Annotated in this window: 11 protein-coding genes; 7 read left to right on the top strand and 4 right to left on the bottom strand. The window is 65.3% G+C overall.

What is annotated here, in order from left to right; translation table 11 throughout:
* The first annotated feature begins 294 nt into the window (after positions 1–294).
* The 3 genes from YWC_RS29015 to YWC_RS0110200 all read left to right on the top strand — a co-directional run bounded on the left by YWC_RS29015 (position 295) and on the right by YWC_RS0110200 (position 7,331).
* A complete protein-coding gene (locus YWC_RS29015; RefSeq protein ID WP_051306373.1) occupies positions 295–3,507 on the top strand; it encodes a TonB-dependent receptor in 3,213 nt (1,070 codons plus the stop codon).
* 84 nt (positions 3,508–3,591) lie between these two features.
* Positions 3,592–5,274 carry a glycoside hydrolase family 43 protein gene (locus YWC_RS0110195; protein WP_027865267.1) on the top strand — a complete coding sequence of 561 codons (1,683 nt, stop codon included), beginning with the start codon at positions 3,592–3,594 and terminating at the stop codon, positions 5,272–5,274.
* A complete protein-coding gene (locus tag YWC_RS0110200) occupies positions 5,271–7,331 on the top strand; it encodes a glycoside hydrolase family 43 protein (protein ID WP_036214002.1) in 2,061 nt (686 codons plus the stop codon). Before YWC_RS0110195 ends, YWC_RS0110200 begins: the two co-directional genes overlap by 4 nt.
* A gap of 11 nt (positions 7,332–7,342) precedes the next feature.
* Here the strand turns inward: YWC_RS0110200 and YWC_RS0110205 are convergent, their stop codons facing one another.
* Positions 7,343–8,608 carry an ABC transporter substrate-binding protein gene (locus YWC_RS0110205; protein WP_036214004.1) on the bottom strand — a complete coding sequence of 422 codons (1,266 nt, stop codon included), beginning with the start codon at positions 8,606–8,608 and terminating at the stop codon, positions 7,343–7,345.
* A 149-nt stretch (positions 8,609–8,757) separates the two neighbouring features.
* Here YWC_RS0110205 and YWC_RS0110210 point away from each other — a divergent pair, with 149 nt between their 5' ends.
* From YWC_RS0110210 to YWC_RS0110220, 3 genes are all read left to right on the top strand, one after another.
* The gene (locus YWC_RS0110210) at positions 8,758–9,450 is read left to right on the top strand and encodes a response regulator transcription factor (protein ID WP_027865270.1); all 693 of its coding nucleotides are present in this window, start codon (positions 8,758–8,760) and stop codon (positions 9,448–9,450) included.
* The gene (locus YWC_RS29020; RefSeq protein WP_051306374.1) at positions 9,451–10,962 is read left to right on the top strand and encodes a sensor histidine kinase; all 1,512 of its coding nucleotides are present in this window, start codon (positions 9,451–9,453) and stop codon (positions 10,960–10,962) included.
* A 121-nt stretch (positions 10,963–11,083) separates the two neighbouring features.
* Positions 11,084–12,106: a glycoside hydrolase family 43 protein gene (locus tag YWC_RS0110220; protein ID WP_036214007.1), complete on the top strand. Its 1,023-nt coding sequence runs from the start codon at positions 11,084–11,086 to the stop codon at positions 12,104–12,106.
* 59 nt (positions 12,107–12,165) lie between these two features.
* On the opposite strand, the gene guaA is transcribed toward YWC_RS0110220, so the two are convergent.
* Both guaA and guaB read right to left on the bottom strand, forming a co-directional pair.
* Entirely contained in the window at positions 12,166–13,776 is a 1,611-nt protein-coding gene (gene guaA, locus YWC_RS0110225) for a glutamine-hydrolyzing GMP synthase (protein ID WP_027865272.1), read from the bottom strand.
* Positions 13,777–13,846: 70 nt separating this feature from the next.
* A complete protein-coding gene (gene guaB, locus YWC_RS0110230; RefSeq protein ID WP_027865273.1) occupies positions 13,847–15,307 on the bottom strand; it encodes an IMP dehydrogenase in 1,461 nt (486 codons plus the stop codon).
* Between the two features lie 159 nt (positions 15,308–15,466).
* Between guaB and YWC_RS0110235 the strand changes: the two genes are divergently transcribed.
* Positions 15,467–15,979, top strand: a complete 513-nt coding sequence (locus tag YWC_RS0110235) for a DUF4124 domain-containing protein (protein WP_027865274.1) — start codon at positions 15,467–15,469, stop codon at positions 15,977–15,979.
* Positions 15,980–15,983: 4 nt separating this feature from the next.
* Here YWC_RS0110235 and YWC_RS0110240 read toward each other — a convergent pair whose 3' ends face one another.
* Positions 15,984–17,192, bottom strand: a complete 1,209-nt coding sequence (locus tag YWC_RS0110240) for a GGDEF domain-containing protein (RefSeq protein ID WP_027865275.1) — start codon at positions 17,190–17,192, stop codon at positions 15,984–15,986.
* Positions 17,193–17,298: the final 106 nt, after the last annotated feature.

Here is a 17,298-nt window from a genome sequence, read left to right on the forward strand (position 1 = left end):
TTTTTCCTACAAAATCAAGCGCTTGACCCTATTTCCGGCTCCAGCTCCGCAGTATTCGGCCGCGAGATTCCAACTTTTTATGTACAAAACCTGTTGACTCGTTAATGTAAACGGTCCAACATTGCAAATGATAGCGCTAACAACAGAACTCGACGGGCTGTGCGGACTCCGGTGACGGAGGCAATACCAGGACACGGTGCGCGAAACGGTCGGCCTATCCGATTCACTATAAAAACCTTGCGCCGCCAGTCGAGCGCACAGCGGCACGATCCGCCTGATATTGGAGACTAAAGCATGGAGAAATACCAACGAGGCGCTGCCCTGCACCGCCTGCAGGGAGTGAACGGCAAGATCTTCATTACCACCGTCCTGGCGGGAATGATCTCGAGCGCTTTCGCTCAAACCACGTCCAGCGAAGCGGGCGCGCCGAGCGCCCGGCCGGCCGAGGCAGCCGCGACCGCCGCCAAGGATGCCAAACCTGTCGTTCCGGTCGTCGTCGTGAGCGGCTTTCGCAGTTCCCTGGCCGAATCGGCCGCCGAAAAACGGGAAAACATCGGCCTGACCGACACCGTGTCTTCGGAAGACATGGGCAAGTTCCCGGATCCGAACATCGCCGACGCGCTGGCGCGCGTACCCGGCGTGCAGGTGACCCGCGCCAGCATCGACGGCGAAGGCCTGAACATCTCGATCCGCGGGATGGGCCCCGCCTTCACGCGGGTCCTGCTCAATGGCGCGCCGATGGCGTCGGCCTCGGCCGGCAGCTGGGGCGGCAACATCAGCGCCAACCGCGAAGTGGACATGGACTTCCTGCCGTCCGAACTGTTCCGCCGCGCCACCGTCTACAAGAGCCAGCAGGCCAGCGTGATCGAAGGCGGCATCGCCGGCACCGTCGACATGCGCAGCGTGCGCCCGTTCGACAAGTCCGGGCTGCGCTCGGCCTTCACCGTGTCCGGCAATTACCGCGACCTGCACGGCAAGAAAGGCCATACCGGCTCCGGCCTGATCAGCAACACCTGGGACACCCGCAATTGGGGCCGCGTCGGCGCGCTGGCCGGCGTCGCCTGGGGCAAGACCGATTACAAGACCGACGCCTTCCAGGTGGTCGAGATGCGCAACTTCCAGCTCAAGGCCAACCAGGCCACGGCGGCGGACAATCCCAACAATACCGGTGGCGGCCACCAGGCCACCCCGGACACGGTGCCGGCGGGCCTGGCCCTGGACGCCTTGCCCGAGTACGCCCGCTCGGTGCTGGTCGCCGGCCGTCCGATCGACCGCGCGATGCTGCTGGCCCTGAATCCGGGCGCCTCGATCAAGCAGATCGACAATGGCTTGATGGGCCGTCTCGGGCGCCACATGCTGTACGAAGGCTCGCGCAACCGCGTCGGCGGCACGGTCAGCCTGCAATGGCAGCCGAACGAGCGCCTGGACTTCTATATGGACACCATCGTGGCCCGCAAAGGCAACGAGATGGTGCAAGAGGCCATGAACGTCGGCACCCGCGCCAATGTCCCGATCCCGATCGGCATGGAATTCGACCGCAGCGATTGCACCTACGGCTGCACCGTCACCAAGGCAACCCTCGCCAACACCTTCTGGGGGCTGGAGTACCGCCCGATGAAGGAGAATACGAAGTTCTACAGCATCAACCCGGGCTTCGAGTTCCGCCTGGCCGAAAAATGGACCATCGACGGCCACCTGAACAAGACCCGCAGCACCTTCTATCGCGACATGCCGTCCGTGTTGCTGGCGACGCGTTCGCCCAACTCGGTGATCGAGTACGACAACACCGTGCCGGGCCAGCCGCCGACCTACACCGGCAATGTGGACGTCAACGATCCGGCCAACTTCGGCTGGTACCAGGCCGGTCCGGGCCTGTCCGGCCTGCGCATGAGTCTGTTCGAACGCACCAACAACACGCAGGGCGGGCGCCTGAACCTGACCTGGGGCGATAGCGACTTCAACATCAAGGTCGGTGCGACGATGGACGACATCGAGCGCCGCTACCAGGACTTCTCGCTGGCCGACGCATGGATGAACGTCGCTTGCGGCAACAACGTCAACGTGCGTTTCTGGTCGCCCAACACCCAGCTGCGCAATCCAGGCTGCGATGGCCGCAATGCGTCCGGTCCGATGCTCGATGCCGCTACCGCCTACCCGGGCTACGGGACCAAGGCCACGGCCGGCCAGAACACGCCGCTGGCCTACCTGGGCTCGGCCGTGCCGAACGCCAAGGTGCCCGAGTACCTGCGCCCCTCGGACCATGGTTTCGTCACCCTGGACTGGAACAAGTTTGCGCAAGATACGGATTACCAGTACTTCCGCGACAACATCTACCGTGGCTACGGTGCCGGCACCAGCGGCGGCTATATCCGCGAAAAGGTCAAGGCCGGCTACGTGGAGACCAACGGCCGTACCAAGGTGCTTGGCCGCACCCTGCGCTACAACCTCGGCGTGCGCGTGGCCGAAACGGACCAGACCATCGGCACCACCAACCGCGTGGCCGATTCGCGCAATAATCCGACCAACGGCGCCAACGACAATGGCGGCCGCTACGAGGACATCCTGGCCTGGCAATATGAATCCACCAGCTACCGCAACTATCTGCCCTCGCTGACTGCCGCCTACAACATCCAGCCGGACCTGATCGCCCGCCTGTCGACCTCGAAGTCCATGACGCGCGCCAACCCGACCGAACTGCGGCAAACCCGCTTGACGCTGGACCAGAGCGTACGCCAGGGCAACCTGACCAATCCCAAGCTCCAGCCCTTCGAGGCCATGAACCTCGACATCGGCCTGGAGTACTACATGAGCCGCGAAGCGTATGTGGCCGTGGGACTGTTCGCCAAGGACATCACCAACCGTCCCGGCACGGACCGCGTCATGTATACCCTGGCGCAGCTCGACGCCCTGTACGGCGAGGGCACGACGATCGGCCTGACCGCCGCTCAGGAAGCGGCCGTGCTCGCCAGCGGTGGGCGCGACAAGCACCTGGTCGAACTCTCTTCGCCAGTCAATATCGATACCAAGCTGAAGGTGCGCGGCGTCGAGCTGACCTGGCAGCAGCCGCTCGACATGCTGCCGGTGAAGGGCTTCGGCTTCACCGCCAACTTCACCTACGCCAAGCAGACGGACGACGCCCTGAATGCGCCGCCGATCGCCGGCGTGCCGCCCCGTACCAGCAACCTGACCCTGTATTACGAGCGTAACGGCCTGTCGGCCCGGGTCTCGCGCAACTACACGGCGGAACACGTCAGCAACAACAACACCGGCCTGATCAACATCCCGGGCGGCGCCTACGGCTACGCCGTGGCACGCACCCAGATCGATGCCACGGTCGGCGCGAACCTGAAACGGATGTTCGGGTTCCGCTACAACACCGACCTGACGCTGAGCGTGGTGAATGCCAACAATGCGATCGGCCAGAGCTACACGCAGTTCAGCAACGCGATCTCGGACAACAACGAGACCGGCCGCAGTTACACCTTGTCGCTGCGCACGGCGTTCTGATCCAACCCCTCCTGGGCGGGCCGTACTGGACCGCCGTTTCCCCCGCGAGCCCCGCTGCTCGCGGGTTTTTTTGCTGAGGCCTGCATGGTTTTTCAACGATATATCGCCACCATCGGCATCGCGCTCGGCCTCGCCGCCTGCGCGGGACCGGCGAGCATGGACGGCGCGCCCGGTACCGCCGCCCATTTCGAACGCTTCTCCTACGAGGGCCGGTCGCAGGAAAAGGCGAAGCCTGACGCGACGCAGTACCGAAATCCGATCCTGTCCGGCTACTATCCCGACCCTTCCGTGCTGCGCGTGGGCGACGACTACTACCTGATTAACTCCTCGTTCACCAACTTCCCCGGGCTGCCGCTGTTTCATTCGCGCGACCTGGTCAACTGGACCCAGGTCGCCAACGTCATCGACCGCCCCTCCCAGTTCAGCTTCAAGGGCCTGCGCTCGTCGCGCGGCATCTACGCGCCGGATATCTCGCACCACAAGGGGATCTTCTACGTGGTGACCACCTGCGTCGACTGCGGCGGCAACGTGGTGCTGACCGCCACCAATCCCGCCGGCCCGTGGTCGGACCCGCGCAAGCTGGCATTCGGCGGCATCGATCCGTCGCTGTTCTGGGACAGCGACGGCCGGGTCTACCTGGTCGGCAACGACGCACCCGCGGAGAAGCCGCGCTACGACGGCCACCGGGCCATCTGGGTGCAGGAGTTCGACCCGGCGACGCTCGCCGTCAAGGGCGAGCGCACGCTGCTCGTCAACGGCGGCGTGGACATCGCGGCCAAACCGAGCTGGATCGAAGGCCCGCACATCTTCCGCCGCGGGCAGTACTACTACCTGATCGCGGCCGAAGGCGGCACCGGCGACAATCACTCCCAGGTGGTGTTTCGCGCCACCAGCGTGCGCGGCCCCTTCCTGCCCCACGAGCGCAATCCCATCCTCAGCCAGCGCAAGCTCGACCCGGCACGATCGAATCCGGTGACCTCGGCCGGTCATGCCAAGTTCGTCCAGATCCGGGACGGCAGCTGGTGGGCAACGTTCCTGGCCACCCGCCCTTACGGCGACGGCCTGTACAACATCGGCCGCGAGACCTTCCTGCTACCGGTCACGTGGAGGGACGACTGGCCGGTGGTGCTCGAGGACGGCAAGCCGATTCCCTTCGTCGCCCTCAGGCCCAATCTGCCGGCCCAGCCGCGTCCGGCCCTGCCCGCGTCGGGCGACTTTGCCTACACCGACGAGTTCACCGGCGCGCGCCTGTCCGACCAGTGGGTCGGCATCCGGACGCCGCTGCGGCCCTTCCACCGCGTCGAAGGCGGCCGGCTGGTGCTGGAGCCGGCCGGACAGCTCGGCGACCTGGACAGCACGCCGGCCTTCATCGCGCGCCGCCAGCAGCATCATGTGGCCAAGGTGTCGACCAGGCTGCGCTTCCGGCCCGCCGCGGAAGGAGACCGCGCCGGCCTGGTAGCCTACCAGAGCGACGCCTCGCACCTGTTCTATGGGCTGACCAGGCTTGGCGGACGCACCGTGATCGCGCTGTACGTGCGGGAAAAGGCGGCGGCCGACCGCCTGCTGGCCAGTGTCCCGGTCGACGGCGATGCGGCCGAGCTCCAGATCGAAGCGGACGGCGGACGCATGCGCTTCAGCTACACGTCCGGCGGCACGAACCACGTGCTGCGGTCCGACGTCGACGCACGCTTCCTGTCGACCGGCAAGGCCGGGGGCTTCACGGGCACGATCATCGGTCCCTATGTGTGGCGCGAGGGAACACGATGATCACGACCCGCATTGCGTCCCTGTCCTGCCGTCCTGCCGGCGCATTGGCACTGCTCGCAGGGGCGCTGCTCGGGCTGCCGGCGCAGGCGCAGCCCGAAGCGCGCCCGGCCACGGGCATCTTCAACAAGACCTGGACCGCCGACAACGGCAACGGCACATTCACCAATCCGATCTTCTACGACGAGTTTTCCGACCCGGACCTGATCCGGGTCGGCGACTGGTTCTACATGACCGGCACTACCATGCATGCGATGCCCGGGCTGCCCATGCTGCGCTCGCGCGACCTGGTCAATTGGGAATTCCTGGGCTATGCGATGGAAAAGCTCGACTACGGCCCGCAGTACCGGCTCGAGGAAGGGAAGAACATCTACGGGCGCGGGATCTGGGCGCCGTCGCTGCGCTATCACAAGGGGGCGTTCTACATCTTCAGCAACGTGAACAATCGGGGCACGCAGATCTTCACGGCGCGCGACCCGCGCGGGCCGTGGACGCACCGCGAGATGAAGCGCGGCCTGCATGACCTGTCGGTGCTGTTCGACGACGACGGCAAGGTCTACGTCGTCTGGGGCCACCAGGACCTGCACATTGCGCAACTCACGGAAGACCTGACGGATATCGTTCCAGGCACGGAAAAAGCGCTCTTCACGAAGACCGACGGCATGGGCGAAGGCGCCCACTTCTACAAGATCGACGGGAAGTATTACATCATCAGCGCCAACTATGCGGGAGGCTGGCGCACGCCGGCGGCGCGTGCCGAGCACGTGTACGGCCCCTACGAGGTCAACCAGTCGATCAGTTCCGGCGAAGCCTTCGGCATGTACAAGGGCCACAGCCTGGACAAGCCTTCGGCGCCCTTCGTGATCCATCCACCCGACCATTCGCAGCCGCCGCCCCCCTTGCACCAGGGCGGCATCGTACGGACCGAGGCCGGCGAATGGTGGGGTTTCTCGATGATGGACTTCAATTCGGTGGGCCGCCTGCTTGGCCTGTCCCCGGTGACCTGGAAGAATGGCTGGCCCTGGTTCGGCCTGCCCGGAAACCTGACGCGCAGCCCGCGCACCTGGGTCAAGCCGAAGACCGCGTCGCCGCAGCCGGTGGCCGTGCCGTTCCAGCGCAGCGACGATTTTTCCGCGGCGGCGCTGCAACCGGTCTGGCAGTGGAACCACGTGCCGGTCGAGGGCAAATGGTCGCTGCGCGAGCGGCCCGGCTTCCTGCGCCTGCATGCGCTGCCGGCGGCCTCGTTCTGGGAAGCCCGCAACACCCTGACACAACGCGCCATCGGGCCACGCTCCAGCCCCACGGTGCTGCTGGATACCGCGGGCCTGCAGAACGGCGACCATGCGGGCCTCGGCCTGTTGAATCTGCCCTACGCGACGCTGGGCGTGGAAAGGAGCGATGCCGGCCTGGCGATCGTGGTCCACGACCAGCGCCGGGACACGACGACGCGCCTGCCGTTCTCAGGGCGGCGCATCTGGCTGCGGGCCGATTGCGACTTTCTGACCGAGAAGGCGCGCTTCAGCTACTCGCTCGACGGGCGTGACTTCGTGCCGGTCGGCGCCGAATTCACCATGGTGTTCCAGCTCACCACCTTCCAGGGTGTGCGCTACGCGCTGTTCAGCTACAACGGCTCGGGCGTCACGGGCGGCCACGCCGACTTCGACAGCGTCGAGATCTACCAGCCCTACCCCCGCGGCCTCATGCGTGCAATCCCATTCGGGAAAACGCTCAGGCTGAGCTCGGCAGGGAACGGCGCGGCCACCTGGACCGTGAAGGACATGGGCCTGGGCCGCGTTGCCTTGCACACAGGTCGTGGCTACCTCAGCGTGGGACAGGACGGGGCCACCGCCTACCGGCAGGGCCGGCCAGGCATGGCGCAGAGCTTCCAGTGGATGGAGACGCCGGCCGGCAAACTGGCCTTGATGTCGCTCGCCACCCATCGCTTCCTGCGCATCGATCCGCGCACGCAGGCGGTCCGCGCCGACAGTCCGGGACCTGTGCCGGATGGCAGGGACGGCGCGTCATTCACGTGGACTTTGGCAGATCATGGAGGTCGTTAATACCAGGAAGCTCAGCGGCGCCGGGTGGCCTCGACCAGCCGGCGCATCGCCGCCTGCGGCGACATGCGATCGTCGTTCCAGAACTCGGTGACGACGGCCTGGATGGCGTCTTCAACCTCGCGCGAAGCCGTCATCGAGATCGCCGGCAACAGGGCATTGGCGAGCGTTGCGGCACGAAACGCCTCGGCTGTCTTCAGGGAGCAGGCGTTGTACCCGTCGAGTTTGCCTCCCTGGCGGGCGGGAATCGAGCCTTTCTGCAGGCTGTAGCCGTGCTGCGCCTTTGCCGACATGATGGCGCCGGCGAAGGCGAGCTGTCCCCGGGACGCGGCGGCATCGGCGCTGCGGAACATGGCCACGGCGTCCGAGGCGAACAGGAAACTGCCGCTCGAACCGGGCGCCGGCACGCACAAGGCCTTGAACGGCGCCGCCTTGTCGCGGGGATAGAAGGCGGGATTGGCCCAGTCTCCCATCAGGTGCATGCCGACCATGCCAGTCTGGAACTTGCTGTTGCCAAGCTCGATGCTGACCCGTGCATTCGGCGACTGCTCGGTATAGGGCTTGATCCGCCGGTAGATGCGAAAAACCTCGTCCATGAGCGGCCCGCCCAGCGCCTGCGCATCGTACTCGACCAGGGCCTTGCGATGAAAGGTCGGCCCACCGACGCCGAGGGCGATCATCTCGAACAGCAGCAGGTTCTGGGTCGGGCGGCCATAGTAGGCGACGGCGGCATAGCCGGCGCGCCGCATCGCCTCGGCGGTGACGAAAAACTCATCCCAGTTGGTCGGCACCGCGGCGCCGGACTCCTTGAGAATGCGCTCGTTGATCCACAGCCAGTTGACCCGGTGGATGTTGAGCGGGACGGCGTAATAGCGCCCCTGGTACTTCACCGTGTCCGCGATCGCCTTGGGCAGCAGTTCGTCCCAGCGCTGCGCCGCCGCCACCTGGTCGAGGGGAAGCAAGGCGCCGTTTCGGGCCCAGTACTGCATGAACGGGCTCTTGATCATGGCGACCGCGGGCGGATTGCGCGACTGCACGCGGAAGCGCAGGATCGATTCGGCCCGGCTGGTCCATCCTCCGGCCACGGTGAAATCGCGCCAGGCGTGGCCGGTGGACGCCAGGGCCTCGCGCAGGACGGCGACCCTTTGCTCGTCGGCGGGCCTGTCCAGGTAGTGGAACACCTCGATGTCGTTGCCGGCGCCGCTGGCGGGCAGCGAGATCGTGGCCAGCACGGCCAAGGATGCGGCGCCCTTTGCGACGCTGCGGCAAAAGCCAAGCATTACTTCCCTCACGACGAAACCAACATTTATGAACACATTATGGCACGGGGCATGACAAATGGGCCACTGTTCACAGGGCCATACCGTCCCCCGGCCGTCGATACTCGGGTAGCGTTGAAGTATCCTTCATAACCCGTTAATATCCTTTCATGCAACTCCTACTCGCCGAAGACGACACGATACTCGCGGATGGCCTTTCCGCCCAGCTCACCAGGGCCGGGTTCACGGTCGCGCATGCGCCGAACGGTCCGGTGGCGGAGTATCTGCTGACCAGGCAGGAGTTCGATATCGCGATCCTCGATCTCGGCCTACCGATGGTGGATGGCTTGACGGTGTTGAAGCAGGTGCGCTCCTCGCGCCCTACCCTGCCGGTCGTGATCCTGACCGCGCTGGACAAGCTCGACAGCCGGGTGGCCGGACTGAACGCCGGCGCGGATGACTATGTGACCAAGCCCTTCGACTTTCCCGAGCTGGAAGCCCGCCTGCATGCGGTACTGCGGCGCTCGAAGCAGGCCGGCGCGATGAGCGAGCTGTCGGCCGGCAGCCTGATCTTCGACCGCGAGACGCGCCGCGCTTTCGTCAAGGGCGAACCGGTCGAGCTCAGCCCGCGCGAAACCATCCTGCTGGACGTCCTGCTGACCCATAGCGACAAGGTCGTGACCAAGGACCAGATTGCGGCCGCCTGGGCCAGCTCGGGCAACGAGGTCGGCATCGGCAACACGGCGGAAGTCCACATCCACCGGCTGCGCCGCAAGCTCGAACATTCGGGCCTGGTGATCCGTACCGTGCGCGGCCTCGGCTATCTGCTGGAAGCCGAGCCGTCCGGCGCCCAGCGCGCGTAGATGCGCTGGCTGAGCCGCTTCGCGTCGCGCGCCGGCGGCCTGTCGCTGCACCGCCAGCTGGTGGTGTGGGTCCTGCTGCCGCAGCTGGTCCTGTGGCTGGCCGGCGGACTGGCCACCTACCGGCTGGCGGTCCACTACGTGAACCAGGCCGCCGATGCCACGCTGTCGCAAGTGGCGCGGACCGTCGCCGGCCAGGTCAGGCCGGTAGGCGACCGGCTGATCATCGATTTTCCCTACGCGGCGCAGAAGGTGCTCGAAGCCGACCCCACCGATCGCTTCTTCTACACCGTCAGCATGCCGCCGGGTAAGCTCATCCTGGGGAACTACAGCATTCCGGCGCCCCCTGCGCACATGACGCCGCGCCTGGGACATCCCTACTTCTACGACGGCGAGATCGCGCAAGACGGCGGCGAGGGCACCGGGACCGGCAGGCCGACCAAGGTGCGCATTGCCGCCCTGTACCTGCACTCGGGCGAGTCGGCCGGCAAGCCGCAGTGGATGCTGGTGCAGGTCGCGCGCAGCATGGCCAATCGCGAAAACATCTGGAAGATGATCCTGGTCGACACGCTGCTCCCCCTGTCCGTCCTGATCCTCCTGATGACGATCATCGTCTGGCTCGGCACCGGCGCCGGCCTGGCGCCGCTGCTGCGCCTGCGGCGCGAAGTCGAGGGGCGCTCTCCCGCCGACCTGACCCCGTTGCGGGTCGAAGCCGCGCCGCAGGAATTGCGTTCACTGGTACGGGCCCTGAACGAGCTGCTGGCCTCGGTGCGCCAGAGCGTCGAGGCGCAGAAGCGCTTTATCGCGGACGCCGCGCATCAACTGCGTACGCCCCTGGCCGGCCTGAAAAGCCAGACCGAGCTTGCCCTGGACACGACCGCCGATCCGGCGCTGGCCGCGCGCCTGCGCCTGGTGCACCAGAGCGCCACCCGGAGCGCCCACCTGATCAACCGGCTCCTGATGCTGGCACGGGCGGAACCCGAGGCCGCGATGGCGCAGGAAAAATCCCCGCTGGAGCTGGCGCCCTTCGTGCAGCAGCTGGTGGCGGGCACGGTGCCGCGCGCACTGCGCGCTGGCGTCGACCTCGGCATGGCGGAATCCGACGGCGCACCCGGCGTGCCGCCCTTGTGGGTCGACGCCAACGAGATGCTGCTGGGCGAAGCCCTGGCCAATGTGCTGGAGAACGCGATCGAGTACGCGGGAAGCGGCAGCGACATCACCGTCGGCGTCACCGGCGACGCCGAGCATGCCCAGATCATCGTCAGCGACAATGGCCTGGGCATCGCCCCGGCCGACCGCGCCCGCGTGTTCGACCGCTTCGTCCGCGCCACCGACCGGGGGCTCGGCTGCGGCCTGGGCCTGGCCATCGTCAAGGAAATCATGACCCGCCACGGCGGCAGCGTCGCTCTGGAAGACGCCGAGCCGCATGGCTTGAAGGTGATCATGCAGCTGCCCGTGCGGCCAGCACCTGGTGTCGGCGCGGGTGAACGTGTGACTCCGACCCCATCGGCTTGAAGCTGCGTTAACGAAAGCCGGGAGTGATTGCGCAAACATTTTTTCAGCCAGAATGTTAGATCGATTCATTTTACTGTTAGGATTGGAGCAACAAGACAATAGAACTGCTGAGGAGACACGAATGACATCACGACGCCACGCGCTCACGCTCACCCTTCAAGACTTGAAAATCGCCCCTCTTCTGCTCGCCTTATTGCTTGCTGTGCCCGGCGCCCACGCCGCCAATCCGATCGTGACCGACATCTTCACCACCGACCCGACCGTCCTGGTCGACGGAGGACGCCTGTACATGTACACCGGCCGCGACGAGACGAAAAAGGGTGGCAAGGGCTACGCGATGAACGAGTGGCGCCTGTACTCGACCTGCGACATGCAATCCTGGGTCGATCACGGCGTGGTGGGTGGCTGGCGCACTTTCGCCTGGGCCAAGAGCGACGCCTACGCCCCGGACATCGTCAAACGCAACGGAAAGTATTATTTGTACGGGCCGGTCCAGCATGATGCGACCAAGCCCGGGTTCGCCATCGGCGTGGCGGTTGCCGATTCCCCGCTGGGCCCGTTCAAGGATGCCCGCGGCTCCGCGCTCATCACCGATGACATGACACGCGAGACGCCCAACGGCTGGGACGATATCGACCCGGGCGTGTTCGTCGACGACGATGGGCAGGCGTATATGTACTTCGGTAACAAGGTGCTCAAGTACGTCAAGCTCAAGCCCAATATGATCGAACTGGATGGGCCGATCCACACCGTAGGCCTGTTCGAATTCGAGGAAGCGCCTTATCTTCACAAGCGCAATGGCGTGTATTACCTCAGCTACGCGAGCCGCTTGCCGGAAGTGATCGCCTACGCGACCGCTCCCAGCCCGACCGGGCCGTGGACCTATCGCGGCGTGATCATGGAAAAGAACAAGTTCACGCACACGATCCACCAGTCGTTTGCTGAATTCAACGGCAAGTCGTACTTCTTCTATCACAATGACGCACTGTCTAACGCGGATTTCCGGCGCTCGGCTGCGGTCGAGGAGTTCAGTTATGGGAAGGATGGGGAGATTCCGTTGATTGCGCAGACCAAGAGCGGGCCAAAAGCCAACCCGGGACTGGGGTGTGCCAAAGCATCGCGTGGAATGGAACCCACCCAATAAAAAGCCCCTGAAGTCAGGGGCTTTGATTTACTTCACGCAATTTATAGCTGGGCTATAAATCATTCCCACTCAATCGTCGCCGGCGGCTTCCCAGAAATGTCATACACAACGCGATTGAGGCCGCGCACTTCGTTGATGATCCGATTCGACACCTTCCCCAGCAACGCATGCGGCAAATGCGCCCACTGCGCCGTCATGAAGTCCAGCGTCTGCACCGCACGCAGCGCCACCACGTACTCGTAGGTGCGCCCGTCGCCCATCACCCCCACCGACTTCACCGGCAGGAACACGGCAAACGCCTGGCTAGTCGCCTCGTACCAGTTGACCGGCGCCTTGCCCGGATCGATCCCCGCCACAGCCGGCAGCTCGAACGGCGTATTGCGCAGCTCTTCGATGAAGATCGCATCCGCCTCGCGCAGCAGGTCGGCGTATTCCTTCTTCACTTCGCCCAGGATGCGCACGCCCAGGCCCGGACCCGGGAACGGGTGACGATAGACCATGTCGTGCGGCAGGCCGAGCGCGACGCCGAGCTTGCGCACTTCGTCCTTGAACAGCTCGCGCAGCGGCTCGAGCAGTTTCAGGTTCAGGGTTTCCGGCAGGCCGCCCACGTTGTGGTGGCTCTTGATGGTCTGGCCCTTCTTGCCCTTGCCGGCCGATTCGATCACGTCCGGGTAGATGGTGCCCTGCGCCAGCCACTTCGCGTTGGTCAGCTTGCCCGCCTCGACCTGGAACACCTCGACGAACTCGCGTCCAATGATTTTGCGTTTCTGTTCGGGGTCCGTGACGCCGGCCAGGTGGCCCATGAACTGGTCTTCGGCATCGATGCGCAGCACCTTCACGCCGAGGTTTTTCGAGAACATGTCCATGACCATCTTGCCCTCGTCCTTGCGCAGCAGGCCGTGGTCGACGAACACGCAGGTCAGCTGGTCGCCGATGGCGCGGTGGATCAGGGCCGCGGCCACGCTCGAGTCGACGCCGCCGGACAGGCCGAGGATCACCTCGTCCGTGCCGACCTGCTCGCGGATCTTCTGGACCGCTTCGCCGATGTAGTCCGGCATGTTCCAGTCCGACTTGCAGCCGCAGATCTCGTGCACGAAGCGGCCGATGATGGCTTCGCCTTGCGTGGTGTGGGTGACTTCCGGGTGGAACTGCAGCGCGTAGAAGCGGCGGTCTTCGTCGGCCATCGCGGCGATCGGGCAGCTGTCGGTGGAGCCCATCAGCTTGAAGCCCGGCGGCATGTCCAGCACCTTGTCGCCGTGGCTCATCCAGACGCGCAGCATGCCGTGGCCTTCGTCGGTGACGAAATCGTTGATGCCGTTCAGGAGGGCCGTATGGCCGCGGGCGCGCACTTCGGCGTAGCCGAATTCGCGCAGCTTGCCGTTCTCGACCTTGCCGCCGAGCTGGGCGGCCATGGTCTGCATGCCGTAGCAGATGCCCAGCACCGGCACGCCGGCTTTGAACACGGCCTGCGGGGCGCGCGGCGAATCGCCTTCGAGCGTCGAGTTGTGGCTGCCCGAGAGGATGATGCCGCTGGCGCCGTAGTTGCGCACGAACTCGTCGCTGACGTCATAAGGGAAGACTTCGGAGAACACGCCGGCATCGCGCACGCGGCGCGCGATCAGCTGGGTAACCTGGGAACCGAAATCGAGGATGAGGATTTTCGAATGCATGTAGAGGGCAACGATAGAAGATGAATGGGTAATGCAAAAACGCGGCCCTCGGGCCGCGTCTCATGGATGTTCATTCCGAACGGTAGTTCGGCGCTTCCTTGGTGATCTGCACGTCGTGCACGTGCGATTCGCGCATGCCGGCCGAGGTGATCTCGACAAACTCCGCTTTCTCGCGCAGTTCGTCGATGGTGGCGCAGCCGCAGTAGCCCATCGACTGGCGAATGCCGCCGACCAGCTGGAAGATGATCGCCAGCACGCTGCCCTTGTAGGCGACGCGGCCCTCGATGCCTTCCGGGACGAACTTGTCGGCCTTGCTCGAGGCTTCCTGGAAGTAGCGGTCGGCCGAACCTTCGGCCATCGCGCCCAGGCTGCCCATGCCGCGGTAGGACTTGTAGCTGCGGCCCTGGTACAGGATGGTCTCGCCCGGCGCTTCGTCGGTGCCGGCGAACATGCTGCCCATCATGACGGTGTGCGCGCCTGCCGCCAGTGCCTTGGAGATGTCGCCCGAGAAGCGGATGCCGCCGTCGGCGATGCAGGGCACGCCGGTGCCTTCCAGCGCCTTGGCCACGTTCGAGATCGCGGTGATCTGCGGCACGCCCACGCCGGCCACGATGCGGGTGGTGCAGATCGAGCCCGGGCCGATGCCGACCTTGACCGCATCCGCGCCATACTCGACCAGCGCTTTCGCCGCGGCCGCGGTGGCGATGTTGCCGCCGATGACGTCCACGTGCGGGAAGCGGTCCTTGATCCACTTGACCCGGTCGAGGATGCCCTGCGAGTGGCCGTGCGCGGTGTCGACCACCAGCACGTCCACGCCGGCGGCAACCAGCAGTTCGATGCGCTCTTCGTCGCGTGCGCCCACGCCAACGGCCGCGCCGACCAGCAGTTTACCCTGCGAGTCTTTCGATGCCAGCGGGTGCTCGTGCGACTTCTGGATGTCCTTGACGGTGATCAGGCCGAGCAGTTCGAATTCCTTGTTGACGACCAGCACGCGCTCGAGGCGGTGCTTGTTCATCAGGCGCTTGGCTTCCTCGGTGTCGGCGTCTTCGTTGACGTAGACGAGTTTTTCGCGCGGGGTCATCTTGGCGCGCGCTTCCGCGTCCAGGTCTTCCTCGAAACGCAGGTCGCGGTTGGTGATGATGCCAACCACCTGCTTGCCCTCGACCACCGGGAAGCCGCTGATGCCGTGCTGTTGCGACAGCGCCAGCACTTCGCGGATCTTCATGGTGGGAGGAATGGTGATCGGGTCGCGCAGCACGCCGGATTCGTAGCGCTTGACGCGCGCCACTTCGCGGGCCTGGTCGGCCGGGCGCAGGTTCTTGTGAATGATACCGATGCCCCCCTCCTGTGCCATCGCAATCGCCAGGCGCGCTTCGGTCACGGTGTCCATCGCAGCCGACAGCAGCGGGATATTCAGCGTGATATTCCTGGTCAGTTTGGTGCGAAGGGAAGTGTTGGCCGGAAGAACGTTGGAATAGGCCGGGACGAGCAGCACGTCATCGAAGGTGAGTGCTTTTTGGAGGAGACGCATAGTATTTTCCTATAGGCGCAAAAGTGAATTATACAGAAACGGCGAAAAACTGTCGCAGCCATGCCTAAATTTGCCGGGGAAATCGCGGTATCGCGCACCCGCGATTGACAGCGCCAGGGAAGCATGGCGAAATCGCTTTGTTACCCAAGGAAAACTTTTATGCCGTCTCCGTCCTCCCCCCTCCGCCTGCTTGTCGCCTGCGCCTTGCTGCTGGGCAGTAGCCTGGCACACGCCCAGTATTCCTGGATCGACGCGAACGGCGTACGCTATTTCTCCGACCGCCCTCCCCCGCCATCGACGCCGCCGCACAAGATCCTCAAGGCGCCAGGCCGTGCGGCAGCGGCCTTGCAGCCAGCGCCTGCCGAGCCTGCACCGGTTGCGGAGGCGCCCGCCCCTGCCAAGGGTCCGAGGACGCTGGCTCAGCGCGAGGAGGAATTCCTTGCACGCAGCAAGTTGCGCGAAGAACAGGAAAAGAAGGATGCCGCCGCAGAGCAGCGCCGCCGCGACCTGGCCGAGCATTGCCAGGATGCGCGCCAGATGCGCGCGCAGGTGGAATCGGGTGTGCGCATCGCGAAGTTCGATGCGACAGGCGAGCGCAGCTTCATGACGGACGAGGAACGGGCCGCCCAGCTGGCCCGGGTCAACAAGGCACTGGCGCAGTGCCGTCAGTAGGCGCTCAAGGCCGCAGGCGAATGACCTTGGCGCTGCCCGACTGGCGCGCCGGTTCGGGATGGATGCGGGGCGCTACCTCGACCCGGTTGCGTCCGCCGGCCTTGGCCGCATACAGGGCCGCATCCGCACGGCGCATCAGGCCGGCGAAATCCTCCCCCTGCTCCAGCATCGCCAGGCCGATACTGACCGTATAGGCAGGCCCGGGCGCCGCCGGCACGCCGGTCGCGGGACGGTCGAGGGCGGCGCGCAGGCGCTCGGCGACGGCCCGGGTGGTGTCGAAGGACGCGTCCGGCAGCAGCACCCCGAACTCCTCGCCGCCAAGGCGGGCAAAATAGTCGATCTTGCGAATTTCCTCGCGGGTGCGCGCCACCAGGTCGCGCAGGACCTCGTCGCCGACGCCGTGTCCATAGGTATCGTTGATGCGCTTGAAATGGTCGGCATCCAGCAGCAGCAGGCCCAGACCGCTGCCATGCCGCCGCGCCCGCGCCAGCTCGCGTTCGGCCATGTCGAAGAAGGCGCGGCGCGAGGGTGCGCCGGTCAGGTGGTCATGCTCGGCCGCATAGGCGGTGTCGGTCAGCACGCGCGCATTGGCCAGCATGACCGCGCCCAGGCTCAGGGCCGGCAGGGCCAGCGTACCGATCGCAAAGAACACCAGGTTGGCGATGGCCGGGTCGAGCAGCGTCGGCTGTGCATAGGTATCGAAGGCATAGAAGGCGCCGCGGCAGAAATGCCCCAGCCCCAGCAGCAAGGCCGAGATCCGGCTGAAGGCATTCGGATAGCGCAGGCGGCCATCCGCGACCCTGGGCAGGCTGGCGTAGATACCGAAACAGATGGCCACGTGAAAGGCCGACATCGCCACCACGCGCAGCGGCAGCGAATTGTGGACGTAGTGGAACACCACCACGCCGGCGAAGGCGACGATGCCGCCGCCCGCCAGCAGGCGCCAGAGCACCGGCAGGCCGAGGTAGCGCCGGTAGCCGGCCAGCATCAGGCTGGCGGTCAGCAGGAGCAGTGCGTTGGCGACTTCGATGCTGAGGACGTCGGGGATCACGTCGCGCGCCGCTAACAGCAGCAGCGCGATCACCGCCACGCCATTGGCCTGCGCCCATTCGCGAATGCCTGCCACCCTGCTGTCGGCAAGCGAAGTCAGGACGAGCAACATCACGGCGGACATCGCGGTGGTGACCAACAACAGGCTTACGGTAATCAGCATGGACGGGACGGGCAGCGGAGGGGAGCTTTTGAAGCGGGCTCTATCATACCCTGAAGAATGCCCAAGAATTTGCCCGGTCGGAATTTTACAACTGAGCAAAACGCCA

The sequence above is a fragment of the Massilia alkalitolerans DSM 17462 genome (assembly GCF_000427785.1).
Taxonomy (GTDB): Bacteria; Pseudomonadota; Gammaproteobacteria; order Burkholderiales; family Burkholderiaceae_D; genus Telluria; species Telluria alkalitolerans.

Bases quoted from the DNA above. Each gene is read 5' to 3' on its own strand.
- YWC_RS29015 (WP_051306373.1), top strand. From the start codon at position 295: ATGGAGAAATACCAACGAGGCGCTGCCCTGCACCGCCTGCAGGGAGTG.
- YWC_RS0110195 (WP_027865267.1), top strand. From the start codon at position 3,592: ATGGTTTTTCAACGATATATCGCCACCATCGGCATCGCGCTCGGCCTC.
- YWC_RS0110200 (WP_036214002.1), top strand. From the start codon at position 5,271: ATGATCACGACCCGCATTGCGTCCCTGTCCTGCCGTCCTGCCGGCGCA.
- YWC_RS0110205 (WP_036214004.1), bottom strand. From the start codon at position 8,608: ATGCTTGGCTTTTGCCGCAGCGTCGCAAAGGGCGCCGCATCCTTGGCC.
- YWC_RS0110210 (WP_027865270.1), top strand. From the start codon at position 8,758: ATGCAACTCCTACTCGCCGAAGACGACACGATACTCGCGGATGGCCTT.
- YWC_RS29020 (WP_051306374.1), top strand. From the start codon at position 9,451: ATGCGCTGGCTGAGCCGCTTCGCGTCGCGCGCCGGCGGCCTGTCGCTG.
- YWC_RS0110220 (WP_036214007.1), top strand. From the start codon at position 11,084: ATGACATCACGACGCCACGCGCTCACGCTCACCCTTCAAGACTTGAAA.
- guaA (WP_027865272.1), bottom strand. From the start codon at position 13,776: ATGCATTCGAAAATCCTCATCCTCGATTTCGGTTCCCAGGTTACCCAG.
- guaB (WP_027865273.1), bottom strand. From the start codon at position 15,307: ATGCGTCTCCTCCAAAAAGCACTCACCTTCGATGACGTGCTGCTCGTC.
- YWC_RS0110235 (WP_027865274.1), top strand. From the start codon at position 15,467: ATGCCGTCTCCGTCCTCCCCCCTCCGCCTGCTTGTCGCCTGCGCCTTG.
- YWC_RS0110240 (WP_027865275.1), bottom strand. From the start codon at position 17,192: ATGCTGATTACCGTAAGCCTGTTGTTGGTCACCACCGCGATGTCCGCC.